A 21139-nucleotide genomic window follows, 5' to 3' on the forward strand; every position below is an offset into this window, starting at 1 on the left:
TCAGGCAAGGTCCAGGGCAGTGAACTGGGCCTCGACAGCCCAAGGCCGACCCGCTCGCACCGCTTCGTCGTCAGGCGCGGGAAGCAGTTGCCTCAGACGATCGCGATGCGCTTCTCGACCGGATGCAGTGAGCGCGACGAGTTGACGAACCGCAGTCCAGTAAGCCGGCCTCGGCACGCAAGGCGTCGGCGCGTAAGCCTGTGGCCTCGCGCTGCGGACAGGAGCTGTTCGACGCCGACGGTCAGGGCGTATCCGACGCGCATGATGCTGCGCAGAAGTACCGCATGCGGTCTAGGAGTCGTGGGGCTTGGGATCGACGCCGACCTCGGTGGAGTGCTGCTCTGCGCCGAGGACCTCGACTGGTCGTACGGCTCCGGCTCGCCCGTCTTCGGAGCCGCTCAGGACCTCCTGCTGCTGGCCTACGGCCGCAGACTTCCGGGCGGCCGGCTCCGGGGAGAACCGGGCAGCCGTTTTACCCGACCAACCGCCGAGAAATCGTGAGCACGTTCACCCGCCTCCCTCTCGGGCGTGGCCCTGCTCTCCACTGATCTACGCGCCGGAGCCAGCGCCGCCAGCCTTGCGGCGAGCGGATCGCCTTCTACGGCGGCTACGGCGAGCAGCGGAATCGACGTCGGCCTGCTCACCCTCCCCGACGGCCCTGCCCTCCGCCGCCGGCGGGTCTCAGCCGAGGAAGCAGGATCTACGTCCAGGCCGAGCCGTTCGCCGCGTGGGGCGTCTTCGACCTCAGCGGGTGAGACCCGCCCGCCGGCCGGCGACGCGCCCGGCATGCGCGAGTCGGTCTGGCCGGCGCAGCTTGCGTGTGGGCATGCGGCGTGAGCCCGGCTGCGACACACCGGCCCCCCGGCGGGTCGCGCCGAGGGGCCGGGGGCTGGCTGCGAGGGTCAGCGTTCTGTCGTACCGGTGCTTCCGTAGGTACGGCGCACGGCGTCGGCGCCCTTGTCGGTCTGGGCGTCGTACTTGTCACCGGTCTTCTCGTCGATCAGCCGCTCGGCGCCCGCGACACCCTTGTCGGCTTGGTCCGGATGGCCCTTCGCCATCTCCTTGGCCTTGTTCGCCATATCTCCCAGCTTGCCCATGGGTACCTCCCACGATCGCGCGTGCGTTGTACTCAGCCGCAGGTACCCTCCAGACTCCGTCCATCACACCCAGGAGCCGACACAGTTCGAACTCTGCGACTCGGCGCCGCGGGCCCGTTCGCCGACAACTCCGCCGGCCGAGCCTCATCACCCTCTCCGTAGCACTATGCCCGCTGATGTACACCCGTTCATGCCCGCCGCTCGCTGTCTCCGGCCGAGCGAGTGCCCGGCCCGGGTGCGGTTGTCGTCGGGCGTGGGGCACGGGATGCTGAGGGGGGACGAAGGGAAGCGGTGGTCATGGATCGTTTTCCGAAGGGGGCCGACGTCGACTTCCACAGTCCCCTGGACCTCTCCAAGGCCGCTGCCGCTGTCCTGGACGAGGAAGGCCGTGTTCGTGGGTGGGGCGCCTCGGCCCAGCGCCTTCTCGGGCATGCCCCGGAGGACGTGCTGGGGCAGCCGGCCGCCAGGTTGCTGGCGGCGCACCCGGAGCAGCGGCTGTCCGGTCTCTGCAAGGCTCACAAACCCCGTAGCGCGGTCCTGGACCTCTGCCGCCGCGACGGGCGTACCGTGCGTGCGGCCGTGACGGTCAGCCCGCTCGCGCACCACGGCGAGGCCGCCACCGTCGTGGTCGCGGCCGACCTGGAGGCGCAGCGTGCCTGGGAGGCGCAACTGGCGATGCTCCAGGGACTGGCGACCGAGTCTCCCGTCGGTCTGACCATCTTCGGCACGGACCTGCGCGTGGTCTGGGGCAACGTGTCGACCGATATGGAGCTGGCAGGGGTCGGCCACTACGTGGGGCGACCGGCCGCGGACCTGTTTCCCGAGGGTGAGTTCGTCTCCCGTCACCATCCTCCGGACGAAGAGCAGGTGATGGAGCACGTGCTGTCGACGGGGGAACCGATCCTCGGCCTGCACTATCGCGGGCGGGCTCCCGTCGATCCGGTACGCGAGCATGTCTGGTCCTGCTCCTACCACCGGCTGCTGGACGCCCGGGGAGACCCGCTGGGTCTGTTCGAGGAGTCCCTGGACATCACCGACCGCTACCGCGCCCAGGAGCGGCTGTCGCTGCTGGTGCGGGCGGGCAAGCGCATCGGAGCCTCGCTGGACGTGCGTCGTACGGCCGCGGAGCTCGCCGACGTGGCGGTGCCGCAGTTGGCGGACGAGGTGCTGGTGGATCTGCCGCCGGCGGTCATCGAGGGGCGGCAGCCGCCGACGGGCTCGGCGCCGGGGCACAGTCTGCTGCGGTTGCACGGCCGGACCCCGGAGGAGTTCGGGACCACTCCCGTCTCCTACCCGCCGTCGTCGCCGCAGGCCACGAGCCTGAGCACCAGCCGCCCCGTCGTCGACGCCTCCCCGCCCGAGTCGCCGGTCGAGGCGGGAAAGGCCGGTTGGCATTCCTGTCTCTTCGTGCCGCTGCTCACCCGCGACGCCGTCCTGGGCCTCGCCACCTTCCGGCGCAGCAGCAATCCCGACCCTTTCGGAGCCGAGGAGCAGACGCTCGCCGTGGAACTGGCCGAGCGGGCCGCCGTCGGCATCGACAACGCCCGTCGTTACACCAGCCAGCACGAGGCGGCTCTGGTGTTGCAGCGGAGTCTGCTGCCGCAGCGCCTTCCCGAGCTGAGCGGGGTCGACGTGGCCTACCGGTACCTGCCCGCCGACAGTCGCGTGGGCGTGGGCGGCGACTGGTTCGACGTGATCCCGCTGTCCGGTGCGAGAGTGGGCCTGACCGTCGGCGACGTGGTGGGCCACGGCGTGCACGCTGCCGCGACCATGGGCCGACTTCGCGCCACCGTGCGGACTCTGGCCCTGCTGGACCTCGATCCGGCCGAGCTGCTCACCCGGCTCGACGACCTGGTCGCACAGGACTCGGGATCCTCCGAGGACGACGGGCTGAGCGACGAGGGGCTCGGGGTGACCTGCCTCTACGCGATCTACGACCCGGTCGGCGGCCGGTGCGTCTGGGCGAGCGCGGGCCACCCCCCGCCGATCGTGGCGGACGCGAGCGGATCGGTGGCCTGGTCCGCGCTGCCGCCGGGGCCGCCCCTGGGGCTGTCCGGCCTGCCCTACGAGAACGTCGAGCTGAACCTGTCCAGCGGCAGCGTGGCGGCGTTCTTCACCGACGGTCTCGTGGAGGACCGGCGCACCGACATCGACAGCGGGATCGACCGCCTCGCCCAGGTGCTGACCTGGCAGCGTTGCCCGGTGGAGGAGCTGTGCGACCGGGCCCTGTCGACCCTGACGCCCGGCCCTCAGGCGGACGATGCCACGCTGCTGCTGGTCCGCACCCGGTGTCTGGACGCCGACCATGTGGCGGATCTGGAGCTACCGCCCGATCCGGCGATGGTGGCTGAGGCCCGCGCGCACACCGAGCGGCAGCTGGCGGACTGGGACCTGTCCGAGCTGTCCTTCACCGCCGCCCTCGTGGTGAGTGAGCTGGTCACCAACGGCCTGCGATACGCCACCGGCCCCGTGACGCTGCGGTTGATCCGGGATCGTTGCCTGCTGTGCGAGGTCTCCGACAGGGCGCACACGGCGCCCCACCTGCGTCGAGCGCGCCGGGACGACGAGGGGGGCCGCGGTCTGTTCCTCGTCGCCCAGGTGTCCCAGCGCTGGGGCACGCGGTACACCGCCTCCGGGAAGACCATCTGGGCCGAACTGGCCGTCTCCTGACGCGCCGCGCACCGGGGAGCCCCACTTCACGCCGGCCGGCTCCTCTGGATCAATCAGGTCGAGCGACGATTCGGCTGCCCGGCCCAGACACTAGGGTGATCGGATGGTCACGCTTGAGACTCCCCGTTTGGTGCTGCGCCGCTGGCGCGAGGAAGACGTTGCGCCCATGGCTGCCATCAATGCCGACCCCGAGGTCATGCGGTGGATCCGTGACGGCAGCGTCCGTGACGAACAGCAGACTCGCAGCGGGATCCAGGCATGGGAGAGCGAATGGGAGTCACGGGGATTCGGCCTTTTCGCCGTGGAGATCCGGTCCACTGGCGAGCTGGCCGGTTTCACCGGCCTTTCGGTGCCCGGCTTCCTGCCGGAGGTACTGCCGGCCGTCGAGGTCGGCTGGCGGCTGGGACGTTCCCACTGGGGGCAGGGCCTTGCCACCGAGGCGGCTGCGGCCGCCGTACGGTTCGGGTTCGAAGAGCGAGGACTGCGGCGGATCGTCAGCATCGCTCAGGTGGGCAACGACGCCTCCGAACGGATCATGACCAAGCTGGGGATGCGTGCGGTCCGTGAGACCGTCCATCCCACCGGCGGTCGCCGGGTCCGGGTGTTCGAGTTGTCGTCGGAGCAGCATGCCCCGACCCACCCTCCGATGGTGCTGGAAGACGGACCTCAGCGCAGGCGACGGACGGCCTGAACCTCGGCACGTTCCACCGCGCTGCGGCCGTGGGTGTGCACCAGGGCCAGGTCGAACAGGGCCGGGGTGACCGGGGCCCAGCGACGGATGCGGTCCGGGCGCAGGAGGTGGCGAACCACGTCCGCCGGACGGAACGGGACGTATTCGATGCTCTGGTGCTCCCACCGATCGGCTACACCTCGTGAGATGCGGGACTGCAGGGCGTCGCCGGTCAGTTCGGTGAGGTGTGCGGTGAAGTGGGTGCTCCACTGCCGCCGTTCGACGTCGAGGACGAAGGCGAGCATCGTGAGCGTGTACTCGTGCGGCTCGAGGGAGAGTTCCTCGCGCATGCCGCGCCGCGCGACGTCGTACAGGTCGGGCGTGGTGCGGCCGGCCGAGTCGATGTGGCGGGAGAGCCCCTCGTTCACCGAGGAGCCCCAAAGACCTGCCCCGGAGCGCACGTTGTCGGCTCGTCGGCTCACGACGAGCAGGTGGTCGGCGGTGACCACGGCACGTTGACGCCGAAGCTGCACTGCAGGAAGGCGGGGGCGTCCAAAGGGCGGTCGGGGTCGAGGTAGCGCTCGCGCGGGGTGGTTCCGTCGGGAAGCCTGCGGTCGAGCTGCTGCGCTGCGAGGAAAGTGAAGTGTCTTCCCGGGCATCCCCTTCGAGGTGGAACACGCCTGGTCGGGAGTCCTGGGTGTCACACGTGACTGGAACGGCGGCGTGCACTGGGACCCGGCATCGGGGATCGGATCGTCCTCCGGATACGCGGGACACGGTGTCACGTCGGCCTATGTCGGCGGCAGGACTCTCGTGGAGCTCGCCTTCGAGAAGGAGACCGCTTCGAGGCCGCCACCCCGGCCCACGGCCGCAGTGCCGTGGGCGGGGACACCCGGCTGTTCCGCATGGTCTACCTCGGGAAGCCCGACTACTACCCCGTCATCGAACGCTCCCGCAGCCTGTGGGCCGAGCTCGAAGCGGAAACCGGGCAGGAAGTCCTCATACCTACCGGGGGTCTGTCCATCGGGACGGCGAACGGCAGCAGTTGGCGGAACGCTACCCTCAGCACAATCTCCGCCCCGGCGACTGCGCCGTCTACGACCCCCGCGCCGGTGTTCTGCGCACCGACCGGGCCGTCACCGCCGCCGTCGCGGCGGCCCGGGCCAACGGCGCCACGGTCCTTCAGAACACACCCGTCGACAGCGTCACCGAATCCGAGAACGGCGTGGTCGTCACTTCGGGCGACAGAACCTGGACGTTCGAGAAGGTCATCGTCGCCTCGGGCGGCTGGTCCCGAAGGCTCATGCCCGACCACCTCAAGGCCGTCACGGAAACCCATCGGATCGTCCTGACCTGGTTCGTCGCCTAGGACGGCACACAGTTCTCACCGGAGAACTTCCCCGTCTTCAGCCGGCTGTACGACGACCGCTCCCTGTACGGCGCACCCGCCGTCGACGGCGTGACGGTCAAGGCCTCGGTGGACGGACCGCCGGCCGGGCGCGCAAGAGCAACCCCCGACCCCGGCTTCGTGCCCAGAGAGCTCACCCGGGAAGAGACCGACAAGGTCACCGAGACCGTCACCGAGTTCTTCCCCGGCCTCCCCCCCACCATCGTGCGCTCCGACGCCTTCCCCGACCTATTCACCGTGGACCGGCATCCCCTCCTCGGCTGGCTGGACGAGAACAGCAGGGTCTACTGCGCCACCGGATTCTCCGGAAAGGGCTTCAAGATGGCCACCGGCTACGGCCACATCGCCGCGCACGAGGCACTCGGCGAACAGACCGTCGACGGCCTGGACTTCGTGCGTCCGGGCCGGTTCAGGATCAGGTGGCCCGGATCACCGTGCCGGTGAACGGTTGCTCGACGACGCGGCCCCCGGTCGCTCCGCGCCCATGACCGCAAAGGACACCGGCCGGAGCGCCGCGGAGCGGGGACCGATCTACGCTGGGAGCAGCCGCTGGAAACCTGGCCCCGCGGGGCACGGCCGTCCGGACGGAGGCGTGGCTCGTGGAGATGGCCGGCAAGCAGGACGCACCCACTGCCGCTGTCGTGGTGGACCCCGACGGCACGGTGAGTGGCTGGAGCGAGGGGGGTCGGCTGCTGCTCGGCTGGACGGCGGAGGACGCCGTCGGCCGGCCGGTGACCGACCTGCTGGCCGCCCCCGCACCACCCGGCTTTCCCGAGGGCTACGGCACCGGCCCCGACCCCACGGGGTGCGTCCCCCTGCGCCACCGGGACGGTTCCACGGTGGAGTGCGTGCTCGCGGCTCATCTGCTGTTCGGCCCCGAGGGGCGGGCGCTCGGTCATGTGGTGACCATCCAGCGTTGGGCACGCCGGCCGGTGATCGCCGACCGGGCCTTCGAGCAGTCCCCCTTCGCTCTGGGCGTCTACGACCCTGAGCTGCGGTTCCTGTGGATCAACGCGTCTTCGGGCCGGGTGATAGCCCACTCCGAGGAGCAGGTGCTCGGCAAGAAGTACCGCGATCTGTTCCCCGAGTTCGACCGTGAGCTGTTTCCCGAAAGGGACGACAAGCCCTACACCGACGCGCTGGCGGAAGTGGCGCGGACCGGTGAGGCCACGCGTCTCATGACCGTCTTCCGTCCGCTCGGCAGCAACTACGCCAACGCCTGGGCGACCAGCATATGGCCCGTACGGGACGCCGAGGGCAGGGTCCGCGCGGTCGCCAACTGGGGCTTCGACATGAGCGCCGAGTACTGGGCCCGGCAGCGCCTGCTGATCCTCACCGAGGCCAGCGGCGGCATCGGCCGGACGCTCGACGTGGTCGGCACCGCCCAGGAACTGGCCGGCACCCCGGTGCCGGCATTCGCCGACCTCGTCACCGTGGATCTCTTCGACGAGGTGCTGCGCGGAGAGGAACCGCCCCCCGCGCCTGCGTTCACCCCCGGCGAGAGGATCACACTCAGCCGTGCCGCCGAGCACAGCGCGAAGAAGGACACCGACCAGAGCCCCGGACGCACGACGCCGGTCAGCCACGCCCCCGGTTCCGTCACCGCCCGCTGCATCACCACCGGGGCGTCCACGGTCGAGCTCGCCGCCGCGCCCGGCCAAGGCGGCGAATGGGCCTTCGGGCCCGGGCTTGCCGCCGACCCGGCCCACTGGCCGCCGGGCAACCCGTTGATCGACGAATCCCTTGCCGCGCACGGGCTGACCGGCCGGATCACGGTGCCCCTGCGGGCCCGCGGGGCGCGGCTCGGCGTCGTCGCCTTCTCCCGCCTCGACCGGCCCGAGGCCTTCACCGCCGACGACCTGATCCTCGCCGAGGAGCTGTCCGCCAAGGCAGCCGTCGCCATCGACAACGCCCGCCGGTACTCGCGCGAGCGCACGACCGCGCTGACCCTGCAACGCAGCCTGCTGCCGCAGGGGTTGCCGCATCACGAGGCGGTCGAGGTGGCATCCCGCTACCTGCCCGGCGGGACCGGCGCCGAAGTGGGCGGTGACTGGTTCGACGTCATCCCGCTCTCCGGCGCCCGGGTCGCCCTGGTCGTCGGCGATGTCGTCGGTCACGGTCTGCACGCCTCGGCCAGCATGGGCCGGCTGCGTACGGCGGTCCGCACCCTCGCCGACGTCGACCTGCCACCGGACGAGCTGCTGACCCACCTGGACGACCTCGTCCTCCACCTGTCCGGCGACCTCCAGCCCGCCGGCCACTTCCAGCCGTCCGGCGAGTCAGGGGCGACCTGCCTGTACACCGTCTACGATCCTGTCTCCCGGCGCTTCACGCTCGCGAGCGCCGGGCACCCCTTGCCACTGATCATCTCCCCGGACGGCACCAGCGCCCCGGTACACGCACAACCGGGGCCGCCGCTCGGTATAGGCGGGCTGCCGTTCGAGGCCACCGAGCTCGAGCTGCCCGAGGGCACCCTGCTCGCCCTCCACACCGACGGGCTGGTGCAAAGCCGCGAGCGCGACGTCGATACGGGGATCGCCGAACTGCGGCAGGTCCTCACACACTCGGCCACCTCGCTGGAGGCTCTGTGCGACACGGTGATGGGCGCCATGCTCCCCGATCGCCGCACCGACGACGCCGCCCTGCTGCTCGCCCGCACGCACGCAATGGCTCGCCACCACGTCGCCGACTGGGACGTCGAGCCCGACCACGCGCAGGTGCCGCGCGCCAGGAAGTTCGCCGTCGACCAGGTGGACGCCTGGGGCCTGGAGGAGGCGGCCTTCGTCACCGAACTGGTCGTCAGCGAGCTGGTCACCAACGCCATCAGATACGGCGAACCGCCGATCAGGCTGCGGCTGATCCGCGACACCTCCCTGATCTGCGAGGTCTCCGACGCCAGCAACACCGCTCCGCACCTGCGCCGGGCACGCGCCTTCGACGAGGGCGGCCGGGGCCTGCTGCTCGTCGCCCAGCTCACCCAAGGGTGGGGCACCCGGCACAGCGCCATCGGCAAGACGATCTGGTGCGCCCAGCCCCTCCCCCACCCTGCGCCGCACTGATCAACGCCCGGCGGGCCGCACAGCGGCCGTTCGTTCAAGGAACTTGGGCGGGTCATGAAAAATGACGCTGTCCACACACTTGACCGACTCCAGAAAAGGCGTAGCTTCATAGGGGACATTTCGGTATCGCCCCGAAGGGGGAGCCATGGACGGCGCAGTTCCTCGAGACACCCTCCCGGGAGTAGCGGTTGCCGGCGCGACTGTCCCTGCCCCTCAGCACTTCTCGCCGCCCCTTGCGCCGGCCGCGCCGCCGGCCACGAACCGGGTGGAGTCGTTCGCGGGCGGCCCGTGGGCATTGCCCTGGTCACCGACCGCGTGCGCGACGGCGAGGGCCGCCGTGCGCGAGGTGCTGCCCCAGTGGCACCTGTCCGACCTCGTCCCCACCGCCGAGCTGCTGGTCAGCGAACTCGTGAGCAACGCGCTGCGGCATGCTTCAGGTCCGCTGCGGCTGACCCTGGAGAGGGTGTCCTCCGTGCGCTGTCTGGTCAGCGACGGCTCCTGCGAGCCTCCACGCCGGACCGACGCCGGCTGCGAGGACGAGCACGGCCGCGGACTCGCCCTGGTGGACGCCCTCGCAGCACGGTGGGGCTTCGAGTACGGTCCCGTCGGCAAGACCGTGTGGTGCGAACTCCCCACGGACAGCGCCCCGGAGGCTCACGAGTCGGCCAGCGAGGCCGACAGGGAGTACGGGACAGAATGACGACGACCACCGCGGACGAACCCATGGAGCTGGCCGCGGCTCGGCTGCGCGAGGCGGGCATGCGGGTGACCGCTCCGCGCATGGCCGTCCTGACGGCCGTCTCGGATTCGGCGAGCCATCTCGATGCCGACGCCCTGCGTGAGCGCGCCCAGCGGGTCACCGGCAGCCTGTCCCTGCAGGCCACCTACAACGTGTTGCGTGCGCTCACGGACGCCGGCCTGATCCGGTGCACTCAGATCGCCGGACACCCGGCCCGGTACGAGGCCGAGAACCACGACAATCACCACCACTTCGTGTGCCGTAACTGCGGTGCCATCCGTGACGTGGAGTGCGCGGTGGGCGCGGCTCCCTGCATGGAGCCCCGGTTGCCGAAGGAGTACGCCGTCCAGGAAGCCGCGGTGACGTTCTGGGGCGTGTGTCCCGACTGCCGGCTCACGTGAGGGACCGTTCGGGTACACGGTCCGGATCAGAACGCCGGCGCTTGCTCCTGCTGCGGCCCCTTGCTGCGTGCCTTGAGCAGCGTGTCCCGTAGTCGGCGGTGGGTCATGGCCAGGCACGCGTGCACCGCGCCGCGTGCGACCGAGAGTCCCAGAATCCGGGGACGGTCGTGATCCGGGGGGGGTGGCCGGCACGTTCTGCTTGGCACCGCCCGCTGCTCTCGCCGACCTCAGCAGGCCGAAGGCACCAGGGCGGGGGTGGTCAAGAAGTCACTTGGTGAACACCGCTCGCGCGATCTCATCGGGGGCCGCCCCCGCGCCCGCGAGCACTTGTCCGTCGGCGGACCAGATGCCCGAGCGGCCGGACGTGCGGTCGAAGCCGCCACCGGCCGGACCCGCGAAGGCCGCCGTGGCGACCCACACCCCGTGGTCCGCTGCGACCCGGCGGGCGCGCTCGCCGTGGACCTCGGCCTCATGGTCGGCGTGGACGACCCCGGCCACATACCCGTCGATGCCGAGCGCAGCGGTCCTCGCGGCATGCTCGGACACGCCCGTGTCGCGGCAGACGGCCAGCCCCAAACGCCACCCGTCCACTTCGATCATCACGGGTTCCCCGGGCACGAAGCGGACGGCCTCGCTGCCGTGCAGGTGGACCTTCCCGTACGCCACGCGGGCGCCGCCCCCGTCCACGGCCAGGATGCCGATGTGCGGGCCGGCCACGGGCGCGCCGACCAGCGCGAGCGTCCCGGTCTCGGCGCACGCGGCGACGATCGGAGCCAGCCTCTCGTCGCCCGTGGAGATCAGCGCCGCGTCCAGTTCGTACCCCGTCAGCGACATCTCGGGGAAGACGACCACTCGCGCGTCCGCCGCCCGAACGGCCTCCGCATGGGCCATCGCGTTGGCCGTGACGTCGTGACCTGTGCACCTCGGCTGCGCCACCGCGATGGCCAACGGCTGTCCCACCCCGAGCTCCCCTCGTCGAATCCCCCCATCGTCCCAGGGAGCGAGCGGCCCCGCGTTCACCGGTCGGTGTCGCGCCCTACCTGCGCGGCTGTTCCATGGCGAGCAGGCGCTGGGGTACCGGCGTCGCGCCAAGGGCCCGCCGGGCCGGGGCGCCGCTCAGTGCTCCGTCCATGTAGCGGAACAGCGCGTCGCTGATCGGGTCCGGCAGCGGTTGCCCGTCGTCACCGAACCGCTGGTACTTCATCAGGTTGTAGCCGATCGCGACCTGCCGGCGTCCGTCCTCCGTGGACATCGCCCAGGTCCCCGCTCCGAACACACCGCCGTCATGGCCCCAGTACCAGCCGCCGCTGGGCATCTTGAGGGTGTACAGACCGAGGCCGTACCGCATCATCACCTCCTGTCCCTCCTCCGGCTCGTACGCGGGAACCGTCGTCTTCATCTCCCGCAGCTCCGCCTCACCGAGCAGCTTCCCGCTCAGGAGCCGGCGGTAGAAGTCGTTGAGGTCGTTCGTCGTGGAGACCATCGCACCGGCTGTACCGGCCCAGGACATGTCGTAGACGCTGTAGTCACGCGCCGGTTCGATGGCGCCGTAGAACGACTCGTACATCTTGGCGTGAGGCCCCGAGATGTAGGGGGACCGTGGGAAGTACGTGTGCCGCAGTCCGGCTTTACGGATGACGTTCCGGGTGATGTACGACTCCGGGTCCTGGCCCGTGACCTTCTTCAACAGCAGCCCGGCGATGATGTAGTTGGTGTTCGAGTAGGAGTGCGTGCCGCGTGCCGCCGGCGGCGCGGCCGCCAGGCCGAGGCGGACCAGTTCCTCGGGAGCCAGCTTGCGGAACCTGCCTTCGTCCAAGGCCTGTCCCGGGTCCTCGATCAGCTTGGGGAAGACGGGCAGTATGTAGTCGCCGATGCCGCTCGTGTGGTTGAGCAGCATGCGTACCGTCACGTTCCGGCCGCGCTCGCCCGGCACGAGCTCCGGGAGGTAGTCGCCGATCGGGGCGTCCAGGTCGATCCGGCCCGCGGCCACCTGCTGGAGGACGGCCACCGAGGTGAAGGTCTTGGTGATGCTGCCGATCCGGTGCTCGTAGTCGGGGCGCATCGGCCGTCCGGTGTCGATATCGGCGACGCCTGCCGCCCCCCGCCACCGCTCGGACCCGTCCCTCACCGACGAGAAGGCCCCGTACATCCCCGCCTGGTGTAACGCCTCGAGCGAGGCGCGCAACGCCTTCCGGTCGAGGTCGGACGTGATGGAGGCGGCGGATGCGCTGGTGGAGACGGAGGCCGACGGCGCAGCGGCGGCCCTGGCCGGAAGCGCACCGACTGCGAGCGACAGCAGGACCGCCGAGGCCACGGCGGCCAGGCGCACTCTCCGGCGGTCGGTGGAGGAGCTGGGGTGGGCGTCGAGCATCGGCGTTCCCGTTTCATCAGGTGGGCATGACGGACGTCTCCATCCTCGGCGCGCCACATCCGCCAACCGTCCACCTGCAGAAGGAACTTGGTCACATGAAGAGATGACATTTGTCAGGTTCCGGCGGACCTCCCCGGTGATCTCGGTGGTGGCCGTGATCCGTCAGTTCGCCGGCACCGCGAGGTACTGGTACTCCAGGAACTCGTCGATCCCGACCCGGCCGCCCTCGCGGCCCAGCCCCGACTGCTTGACGCCGCCGAAGGGTGCGGCCGGGTTGGACACGAGCCCCGTGTTCAGCCCCACCATGCCCACCTCCAGCCGCTCGCTCACCCGCAGGGCACGGTCGAGGCCCTCGGTGAAGACGTAACCGACCAGGCCCCAAGGGGTGTCGTTGGCCCGGCGGATCACCTCGTCCTCCTCCTCGAAGGTGAGGATCGCGGCGACGGGGCCGAAGATCTCCGTGCCCATCAGACGGCTCGCGGGGGACACATCCGTGAGCACGGTCGGCGGGTAGAAGCAGCCGGGGCCTTCGGGCGTACGGCCGCCGACGAGCACCCGGGCACCGCGCTCCACCGCGTCGGCCACGAGTTCCGCGACCTTGGCCCGTCCGGTCCTGTCGATCAGCGGTCCCACGTCGACGCCGTCCCGGGTGCCGGGGCCGACGACCAGCGCACCCATCCGCTCGGCCAGCCGGCGCCCGAACTCCGCGGCCAAGGAGCTGTGCACGAAGAAGCGGTTGGCGGCGGTGCAGGCCTCACCCATGTTGCGCATCTTGGCGACCATCGCGCCGTCCACCGCCTTGTCGAGGTCGGCGTCCTCGAAGACGACGAACGGCGCGTTGCCGCCCAGCTCCATCGAGGTCCGTACGACAGCGTCCGCGCTCTGGGCCAGCAGCAGCCGGCCGACGGCGGTGGAGCCGGTGAAGGACAGCTTGCGGATCCCCCCGCCGCGCAGGAGCGGTTCGCACACCTCCCCCGCGCGGGAGGTCGTGACGACGTTCAGCACGCCGTCGGGCAGCCCGGCCTCCTTCAGGATCGCGGCGAGGGCCAGACTGGACAGCGGGGTCTGCGGGGCCTGCCCGCGGGTCGACGTCGTCGAGGCGCGGCTTCAGGGCGAGGTCGGCGACGGCCATCGAGGTGTCGTAGTGCTGTGCTTCGAAGCCGAAGTTTCCGGCGAGGCCGCAGCAGCCCTCGGCCTCGTCGACCTTCCGCACCCCGAGGCGGCCGAGCAGGTCGCGGGGGCGGTGGCCCTGGAAGGTGGCGTACTCGTGGCAGTGGGTCTGGAGGACGACCTCGTCCGGCAGCTCCCGGGGCTCCCAACCCGGTGCTGCGAGGTCGGTCAGGGCGCCGGTGAACGTGTGGATCCGGGCCGCGACGCGGCGGGCGGCGTCGGTGCCGAGGAGTTCGGGCACGTCACGCTTGAGGGCTGCGGCGCAGCTCGGTTCGGCCACGACGACGGGCCGGTCGTCGCCGTCGTCCAGTCGGGCGACCGTCCGGGCCATGACGCGGCGTGCGACGGACAGCTGGCCGGTGCTCACCCATGTCAGACCACAGCACAGGTCGTCCTCCGTCGTGCAGGGGATGCCGGCGTCGGCGAGCACCCGGCTCGCCGCTGCGGCGACCTGGGGACGGAAGGCGCGGGTGAAGCTGTCGACGAACAGGAGCGTCTTCGCCGGTTCACCGGTCGTCGTCGCGCGCAGGGCCCTGCGCAGCGTCCGCCGGGAGGCGAAGGCCGGGACACGGCGTTTCGTGGTCACGCCGCCGAGGCGCGCGAGCAGCTTCCCGAGAGGTCCGCGCAGCAGCGCGTTCACGGGGCGGGCCACGTGTGCGACCAGCCTGGACGTCAGGGGCAGCCAGCCCAGGGAGTAGTGGGAGCGGGGTCTGACTCTGCCCTTGTAGTGGTGGTGCAGGAACTCCGCCTTGTAGGTGGCCATGTCGACGCCGACCGGACAGTCGCTGGAGCACGCCTTGCAGGACAGGCACAGGTCGAGGGCGTCGCGCACCTCCGCCGAGCGCCAGCCGTCCGGGACCAGGTCGCCCCGCACCATCTCCTGGAGCAGGCGGGCCCGCCCCCGGGTGGAGGCGCTCTCCTCGCCCGTGGCCCGGTAGCTCGGGCACATCACGCCGCCGGAGTCGCCGCGGCAGCGGCCCACGCCGACACAGCGGAGCACGGCGCCCGCGAAGCCGTCCTCGTCGTGCGGGAAGGAGAAGAGGGTCTCGGCGGGCAACACCCCGGAGGGCGTGTGCAGCGCGAGGTCGTCGTCGAGCGGGGCCGGGGCCACGATGACGCCCGGGTTGAGCAGCCCCTCGGGGTCGAAGATCCCCTTGAAGGCGGCGAACGTCCGGATCATGCGGTGGCTGTACATGACCTCCAGCAGCTCGCCGCGGGCCCGCCCGTCGCCGTGCTCGCCCGACAGGCTTCCGCCGTGCCGGCCGACCAGGGCGGCGCCCTCGGTGAGGAAGCGGCGCATGGCGGCCCGGCCGGGGCCGGTGGCGAGGTCGAAGTCGATGCGCACATGGACGCAGCCGGCGCCGAAATGCCCGTACAGCACTCCGGTCAGCCCGTGCTCCGCCAGCAGTTTGCGGAAGTCGCGCAGGTATCCGGCCAGGTTCTCGGGTGCGACCGCCGCGTCCTCCCAACCCGGCCATGACTCGCCGCCGTCCACCAGGCGCGCGGCGAGCCCCGCCCCGTCCTCGCGCACACGCCACAGCGAGCGCCGTTCTGCCGGGTTCTGCACGAGCCGTCCGCCGGTCATCCGCCCCTGTGCCCCGAGCACGGCCAGGAGGTCGGCGGCACGGGCGTCGACGTCCGCCTGGTCGTCGCCGTCGAGTTCGACGTAGAGCCAGGCCCGCCCCTCGGGCAGTCCGGTGACGGAGTCCGGGCCGCGCCGGGTGCGCATGGTGGCGACGATCGCCTCGTCCATGCCCTCCACGGCGGTGGGGTTCCAGCGCAGGATCTCGGGGACGTCCTCGGCGGCGTCGACCACGTCGTCGTAGCCGAGCGTCAGCAAGGTGGAAGCCTGTGCGGTCGCCACCAGGCGGACCGTCGCGGACGGCGATGGCCCTGACCGTGGCCCGCCTCATCCACCCCACCCCGTGGGACCGCACAGCACACCGCAACGCCCTGCGCGACCTGGCCGGTCAGCGTCACCGCTCCGCCGCGGACGCCCGTGCCCGCTGCGCCGCGCTGGGCCTGCCGACCGAGCGGAGCCGCTTCGTCGCCGCCCTCGTGGACTTCCGTGAGGGGAAGGAGGGGACCGAACCGGAGAGGCGGCTGGTCGAGGACCTGAGAACGGCCGGTATCCCGGCCCTCGTCGGCGAACTGGCTCCCGGCCGCCTCGGCGCGCTGCTGGCCCTGCGGGTCTCCCAGCCCTGGCGCCCCGCCGTCGAACGCCTGTCAAGCACCGCGCTGGGCCTGACCTCGTACGCGGTGGTGAGCGTCGGCTCCGAGTTCACGGACCTGTCCGACGCCGCCCGCTCCTTCCGTGAGGCGGCCCGCGTCGCCGAGGCCACCCCGCCCGGCCAGCCCCTTCCCCCCGGCCGCTCCTTCCACGAGCTGTCCGACATCGGCCTCCGCCGCCTCCTGTACGCCCTCCGTGAGGACACCCGGGTCCAGGAATACGCCGAGCAGCAGTTGGGGCGGCTCATCGACCACGACGCCCAGCACGGCACCGACCTGCTGACGACCCTGCGCCACTACCTCGACGCGGCCGGCAACAAGACCGTCGCCGCGCGCCGGGGCTCCCTCTCCCGCGAGACCACGTACCAGCGTCTGCGCGCCATCGAGCGCCTCCTCGATCGCGACCTCGAGTCCGGCGAGCAGCGCACCGAACTGCACGTGGCTCTCACCGCCCTCGATGTGCTGCGCGCCCGCTGAGCTCGCGCCCCGGCGGGAGTCAGGAGCGCGTGAGTGGGGCTGCGCCGAAGGACACGTCGAAGCGGTCGCACCAGATGCTCACGCTGGTGTACCGGGACAGGTCGACGTCAGCGGGGACGGCGTAGTTCTGGCTCCCCTTGTTGCCCTTGAGCTTGCCGAGGCTGACATACGCGCCGTCGTCGAAGACGCGCCAGCCGGCCCGTCCCTCCTTCACCGGCGCGTCGGTGAGCCACACGCGCAAGTCCGGGCCGTTGCTGGTGTCGAGGTCCTCCAGCCGTACGACATGGGAACCGTCGGGGAGCCGTACGAGTTTGACGCTGCCGGAGGTGTCGTGCTCGTGGCTGATCAACGCGCCGGCCGCCACCGTCCGGGGCCGAGGAGCCGGGGAGGGCGACGCGGAGGGCGCTCCGGCCGGAGGCGCCGCGGTGGCCGCAGCGCCGGGCAAGGCCTCCTGCACGGTTCTGTCCTGCCACAGCTTCCACGGCTGGAACCAGTACAACCCCAAGCCCACACCGGCGGCCAACGCCACCAGCGCCCCCATGGCCCACGGCCTCCGCAGCGTCTTCCGTCCGCGCCCCATGCCCGCCCTCGATTCCTTCATGGTTCCTGCCACTTGCATTCAACGGGCCTGGCGGGCGGCGTGTCACCGGGCAACGGATGACGGAAGTCTTACGTCCGCACCCCGATCGGTAAGGCACATTCCGGTGCCCCGGTTCTCGTCGGCCGGCGGGGGCCGGCATCTGGTGGTGGCGTTTCGCCGTCGCAGGAGGCAGGTGAACGCTCGGCTCAGGGGCAGGGCATGCTCATGTAGAGGGCCTGCTCCCCCTCGGAGGGGGTGCCGTCGTAGAGCGTGGTGTCCAGCCCGCAGAAGGCGAAGCCCATGCGCTTGTACGCCCGGATCGCCGGCGCGTTGACGGAGGTGACCTCCAGCCAGAGGTGCCCTGCGCCCCGCTCGCGGGCGAACTCCACCGCGAGGTCCATCAGCGCGCGGCCGACGCCCAGGCCCCGGTGCTCCGGGGCGACCTCGATGTCCTCGATGGTCAGCCGACGGTTCCAGCCCGAGTAGGAAGCGGCGGCATATCCGGCCAGCTCTCCGGCGGCCCCGAGGGCGACGAAGGTGCGGCGATCGCCGTCGTCCTCGTCTGCGTGCCCGCCCTCGTCCTCGTCCTCGTCCTCGTCCTCGTCTGCAGGGAACACCTTCGTCAGGGGCGGTTCCACGACGGTCTCCGACAGGGCGAACCCGTCGTCGGTGACGGTCACCCGGAAGACGGTGTCGGTGGTGAAGGAGCCGTCCAGGGCCTCGATCGCCTCGGCGTCTTCGGGAGCGGCCGTGCGGTACCGGTAAACGGTCTCATCAGTGGTCACGGCACGACGCTAAGACTCATGATGGTCACATTCGACCTGTCTCCGTTCGCGTGACGGCATAACTGGTCGACCCTCGTCACCCTTTGACAGAGCAACGTTCAGTCGGTCTTTCCGGGACCGCTGGTCTCGAGGCCTTCCCAGAGGCGGACCAAGTGCACGTGCAGGGCGTCCTCGGCCTCCTCGGGGGTCAGGTGCCCTATGAGCACGTGGCTGGTCAGGCCATCCGCGAGGGCGAGCAGGGCCCTCGCCTCGCGCTGGGGATCGAGTGGGGAAGCGTCGTCGCCGGCCGAGCCCCTCTCGCCGGCCTCCGCGCTGAGGGCATCCGTGACGAGGCGGCAGAGGAGGTCGTGGAGGGCCTCGTAACTGGTTCTGAGTTTGGCGGCGAGCGGCTCGCTGACGGCAGCCTGGGCGACGAACGCGAGCCACACCCGCGCCTCGGCACGGTGTTCTCTGCGGAGCAGGGCGATCTCGGTGACCGCGTGACCCAGGGCGGAAGCGGCTGACTGGGCCGGGCTGCTGGACAGGCGGGCCCGTACGCGTTCGGTGATGCGCTCGCCGACGTGGTCGACGGCGAACAGGAGCATCTCCTCCTTGCTGCGGAAGCAACGCTGAACGGCACCGAGCGAGACCTCCGCACGGGCGGCGACGTCGCGCATGGTCACCCCCTCCGGGCCGTGTTCGTCGACGAGGAGGCAGACGGCCTCGGCGATCCGTCGGCGTCGGCTCTCGTAGTCCACCTGCTTGGGCATGATCGGGCGCCTCCTCTTTCCGATACGATCGTATCGTTTCTGGGCTAGGGTTCCGACGCCACCACTTCGACACATGGACGGGGAGACGAGAATCGTGCGGGACGCCCTATGGAAGATGTCTGCCGCAGCCCAGGCAGAAGCGGTCCGGAACGGAGACGTATCGGCCGTCGAACTGGTCGACAGCCACCTGGACCGCATCGCCGACGTCAACCCGCGAGTCAACGCGGTCACTCAGCTGATGGCTGAGCAAGCCCGGGAAGCAGCGGCGCAGACGGACGCACGCCGGGCCGCAGGCGAAGAGCTGGGACCTCTGGCGGGGGTTCCGTTCACGGTGAAGGAGACCACCGCCGTGGAAGGTGTGCCGACCACGATGGGAGCAGCGCGCTTCCGCGATCTGGTGGCGGCGGCCGACGCGCCCCCGGTGGCCCGGCTGCGTGCCGCCGGAGCCGTACCGATCGGGCACAGCAACATACCCACCCTGGTCCTGGCGGGTATGCACACCAGGAGCGAACTGTTCGGCGACACCGCCAACCCGTGGGACCGGAGCCGGACCCCCGGAGGCTCCAGCGGCGGCGACGCAGTGGCCGTCGCCACCGGCATGGCCACGCTCGGGCTCGGCAACGACTCCGGTGGATCGGTACGGATCCCGGCCTCGTTCTGCGGCGTGGCGGGACTGAAGCCCACCGCCGGGCGGTTCCCCGCGGACCACCGCGTTCTCGGCTCGGACGACCCGGGGCCGGCCTCACAGATGCTGGTCACCGACGGGCCCCTGGCCCGCAGGATCGCCGACCTGCGGCTGGCATACGAGGCGCTGGCCGGGGCCGACCCGCGGGACCCGCGGGCCGTACCGGTGCCCGTGCGCGGTGAGCCGCTGCCGGGACCGGTGAAGGTCGCGGTCGTCACCGATCCCGGCGGCCACGGCGTCCATCCGACGGTCCGCGGTGCTGTCGCGGCCGCTGCCGACGCACTGGGGGACGCCGGGTACGACGTCCGGGAGATCGAGGACGTTCCGCGGTTGGACGAGGCGCTGGAGGCGTACCACCGGATCGTCGTGACCGAGTTCGCCCCGACCTGGCCGGCGGTGCGGACACTGCTCGGCGAGGGCGGAGATCGCTACATCGGGATGACGATGGAAAGGACGCCGCCCGCCACCGCGGCGGAGTTCATGCAGCTGATGGGCGTCTGGCTGGGCATCCGCCGCTCCTGGGCGGAGTTCCTCGACGAGTACCCGCTGCTGCTCGGGCCGGTGTTCACAGAGCCCGCCGTCGAGCCGGGGCTGGAGTCACGCGACCGGGCAGGACGGGAACGCGTCGGCTCCGGCATGCGCCTGTGCACGGTGACCAGCTTCGCGGGCGTGCCCGGGGTCGCCGTGCCGACCGGAGTGGCCGACGGCCTGCCGTCCGGCGTGCAGATCGTCGGGCGCGCGTTCCGGGAGGACCTGTGCCTGGACGCCGCCCAGGAGGTCGAGGACCGCCTCGGAGTGCTCACACCGATCGATCCTCGCCCGGACGTCCCAGCGGCCGGACGGTAGGCGGCGCGGCGCCGAGCGACGCGAACGTGATCGACAGCGCGGAGCCACAACTACTGCGGCACTCCGGGCAGCCTTCTTCACGTCCATCTCGACGAAGGCCCGGTCCGTGCAACGAGGGCGGCCGATCCCGCGTCTGGCAGGGAGAACAGCCAGGAACCACCCCCTGAACGGAGTGCTCGGTGCTCATAGGACTGCTGACCGCCGTCGCGGCCTCGATTTGTTACGGCTCGGGCTCCGTCCTCCAAGCCGTCGGCTCCCGCAAGTCGGCCCGTCGCGCGGCGGCCGCCACCGGGCACACCAGCGGACAGGTCACCGCGCATGGCGGCCCCAGTCTCTCCTCCACCGCCCAGGCCGCGATGACCTGGGAGTTCGTCGTCGGCACGGTCCTGGACTTCGTCGGCTTCGGGCTCGGCGCGCTCGCCGCCCGTCTGCTGCCGCTGTTCCTCTCCCAGACGGTCATCAGCGCCAACCTCATCATCACGGCCGTCCTGAGCGTCAAGCTGCTGGGCATCCGGCTGACCCGGGCGGAATGGACGTCGATCGCAGTCGTCTGCTCGGCGCTGGTGCTGCTCGCGAGCGCGGCGGGTCCTGAGGGCAGCGGGCACACGCCGATCACCACCCACTGGTGGCTCCTCGCGGTCTCCGTCCTGCTGATGGCGGGCGGCACGGCTCTGGTCCGGCTGCTCGGCGCCCGGGCCGCGATCGTGGCCGGTCTGCTCTCGGGACTCGGCTTCGGCGCGCTCGGCGTGGGCGTGCGGGTGCTGAACGGGATCGATCCGTTCGACCTGGGCGCGCTCCTCGCCGACCCGGCCCTGTACGCCGTCCTCGTCGCCGGAGTCGGCGGCATGTACCTGCACACCGTCGCGCTGCAGATCGGCTCGGTGAACGGAGCCACGGCGGCGCTGGTGGTCGGTGAGACCGTGCTGCCCGGCATGATCGGCGTCTGGTGGCTGGGGGACGCCTCCCGCCCCGGTTTCGCCTGGCTGGCGGTGACCGGCTTCGTCCTGGCGGTCTCGGGCGCGGTCGCGGTGGCCTGGTTCGGCGCAGCGGAGGACACCGGGAGGGCCGGGAAGACCGGGGAGGACGGCCCGGCCTCGACCGACATCCCCGCCCAGAGGCCGGAGCCGGCCGGGGGCCGGGTCTAGGGAGGTCCGGGCGAGTACGTTCGCAGCCGGGGGCGAGATGAGCCGGCTCCGCTCGGGC

The 21139-nt window shown here is 71.4% G+C and carries 14 protein-coding genes and 5 pseudogenes; 10 read left to right on the plus strand and 9 right to left on the minus strand.

Going from position 1 to position 21139, the window contains the following annotated elements:
• Positions 1-318: 318 nt before the first annotated feature.
• Positions 319-501 (plus strand): annotated as a pseudogene (locus tag ACFYXA_RS27430) (hypothetical protein); the annotation flags it as partial.
• 401 nt (positions 502-902) lie between these two features.
• Here ACFYXA_RS27430 and ACFYXA_RS27435 read toward each other — a convergent pair.
• Entirely contained in the window at positions 903-1097 is a 195-nt protein-coding gene (locus ACFYXA_RS27435; RefSeq protein WP_352245627.1) for an antitoxin, read from the minus strand.
• Between the two features lie 297 nt (positions 1098-1394).
• Between ACFYXA_RS27435 and ACFYXA_RS27440 the strand changes: the two genes are divergently transcribed.
• Positions 1395-3767 carry a SpoIIE family protein phosphatase gene (locus ACFYXA_RS27440; protein WP_389037578.1) on the plus strand — a complete coding sequence of 791 codons (2373 nt, stop codon included), beginning with the start codon at positions 1395-1397 and terminating at the stop codon, positions 3765-3767.
• A gap of 103 nt (positions 3768-3870) precedes the next feature.
• Positions 3871-4458, plus strand: a complete 588-nt coding sequence (locus tag ACFYXA_RS27445; protein ID WP_389037581.1) for a GNAT family N-acetyltransferase — start codon at positions 3871-3873, stop codon at positions 4456-4458.
• Here ACFYXA_RS27445 and ACFYXA_RS27450 read toward each other — a convergent pair.
• The gene (locus ACFYXA_RS27450) at positions 4434-4970 is read right to left on the minus strand and encodes a hypothetical protein (RefSeq protein WP_389037584.1); all 537 of its coding nucleotides are present in this window, start codon (positions 4968-4970) and stop codon (positions 4434-4436) included. The two genes, ACFYXA_RS27445 and ACFYXA_RS27450, sit on opposite strands and share 25 nt — an antisense overlap.
• Before the next feature lie 512 nt (positions 4971-5482).
• Here ACFYXA_RS27450 and ACFYXA_RS27455 point away from each other — a divergent pair.
• The 4 genes and pseudogenes from ACFYXA_RS27455 to ACFYXA_RS27470 all read left to right on the plus strand — a co-directional run bounded on the left by ACFYXA_RS27455 (position 5483) and on the right by ACFYXA_RS27470 (position 10044).
• A pseudogene (locus ACFYXA_RS27455) lies at positions 5483-6289 on the plus strand (FAD-dependent oxidoreductase).
• A gap of 161 nt (positions 6290-6450) precedes the next feature.
• Positions 6451-8904 carry a SpoIIE family protein phosphatase gene (locus ACFYXA_RS27460; protein WP_389038272.1) on the plus strand — a complete coding sequence of 818 codons (2454 nt, stop codon included), beginning with the start codon at positions 6451-6453 and terminating at the stop codon, positions 8902-8904.
• A 145-nt stretch (positions 8905-9049) separates the two neighbouring features.
• Positions 9050-9604 carry an ATP-binding protein gene (locus tag ACFYXA_RS27465; RefSeq protein WP_389037587.1) on the plus strand — a complete coding sequence of 185 codons (555 nt, stop codon included), beginning with the start codon at positions 9050-9052 and terminating at the stop codon, positions 9602-9604.
• Positions 9601-10044, plus strand: a complete 444-nt coding sequence (locus ACFYXA_RS27470; protein WP_389037589.1) for a Fur family transcriptional regulator — start codon at positions 9601-9603, stop codon at positions 10042-10044. Before ACFYXA_RS27465 ends, ACFYXA_RS27470 begins: the two co-directional genes overlap by 4 nt.
• A 267-nt stretch (positions 10045-10311) precedes the next feature.
• Here ACFYXA_RS27470 and ACFYXA_RS27475 read toward each other — a convergent pair whose 3' ends face one another.
• The 4 genes and pseudogenes from ACFYXA_RS27475 to ACFYXA_RS27490 all read right to left on the minus strand — a co-directional run.
• Entirely contained in the window at positions 10312-11004 is a 693-nt protein-coding gene (locus tag ACFYXA_RS27475; protein WP_389037592.1) for a carbon-nitrogen hydrolase family protein, read from the minus strand.
• Between the two features lie 76 nt (positions 11005-11080).
• Complete coding sequence (locus ACFYXA_RS27480; protein ID WP_389037594.1) at positions 11081-12415, minus strand: serine hydrolase domain-containing protein; 1335 nt, start codon at positions 12413-12415, stop codon at positions 11081-11083.
• 162 nt (positions 12416-12577) lie between these two features.
• Positions 12578-13492, minus strand: a pseudogene (locus ACFYXA_RS27485) (aldehyde dehydrogenase family protein); the annotation flags it as partial.
• Between the two features lies 1 nt (position 13493).
• Positions 13494-15467, minus strand: a pseudogene (locus ACFYXA_RS27490) (FAD-binding and (Fe-S)-binding domain-containing protein); the annotation flags it as partial.
• Between ACFYXA_RS27490 and ACFYXA_RS27495 the strand changes: the two are divergent.
• Positions 15464-16291 (plus strand): annotated as a pseudogene (locus ACFYXA_RS27495) (PucR family transcriptional regulator); the annotation flags it as partial. The pseudogenes ACFYXA_RS27490 and ACFYXA_RS27495 overlap by 4 nt on opposite strands.
• A gap of 19 nt (positions 16292-16310) precedes the next feature.
• Here ACFYXA_RS27495 and ACFYXA_RS27500 read toward each other — a convergent pair.
• The 3 genes from ACFYXA_RS27500 to ACFYXA_RS27510 form a co-directional block, all read right to left on the minus strand.
• On the minus strand, positions 16311-16871 hold the full coding sequence (locus tag ACFYXA_RS27500) for a DM13 domain-containing protein (protein ID WP_389037597.1): 561 nt from the start codon (positions 16869-16871) through the stop codon (positions 16311-16313).
• A gap of 206 nt (positions 16872-17077) precedes the next feature.
• Positions 17078-17656 carry a GNAT family N-acetyltransferase gene (locus tag ACFYXA_RS27505; RefSeq protein ID WP_389037600.1) on the minus strand — a complete coding sequence of 193 codons (579 nt, stop codon included), beginning with the start codon at positions 17654-17656 and terminating at the stop codon, positions 17078-17080.
• 98 nt (positions 17657-17754) lie between these two features.
• The gene (locus ACFYXA_RS27510; RefSeq protein WP_389037603.1) at positions 17755-18405 is read right to left on the minus strand and encodes a TetR/AcrR family transcriptional regulator; all 651 of its coding nucleotides are present in this window, start codon (positions 18403-18405) and stop codon (positions 17755-17757) included.
• A 73-nt stretch (positions 18406-18478) separates the two neighbouring features.
• On the opposite strand from ACFYXA_RS27510, the gene ACFYXA_RS27515 reads away from it, so the two are divergent.
• Complete coding sequence (locus ACFYXA_RS27515) at positions 18479-19936, plus strand: amidase (RefSeq protein ID WP_389037606.1); 1458 nt, start codon at positions 18479-18481, stop codon at positions 19934-19936.
• Between the two features lie 179 nt (positions 19937-20115).
• Positions 20116-21081, plus strand: a complete 966-nt coding sequence (locus tag ACFYXA_RS27520) for a hypothetical protein (RefSeq protein WP_389037609.1) — start codon at positions 20116-20118, stop codon at positions 21079-21081.
• Positions 21082-21139 lie beyond the last annotated feature (58 nt).

The sequence above is a fragment of the Streptomyces sp. NPDC002566 genome (assembly GCF_042889585.1).
In the GTDB taxonomy this organism is placed as follows: domain Bacteria; phylum Actinomycetota; class Actinomycetes; order Streptomycetales; family Streptomycetaceae; genus Streptomyces.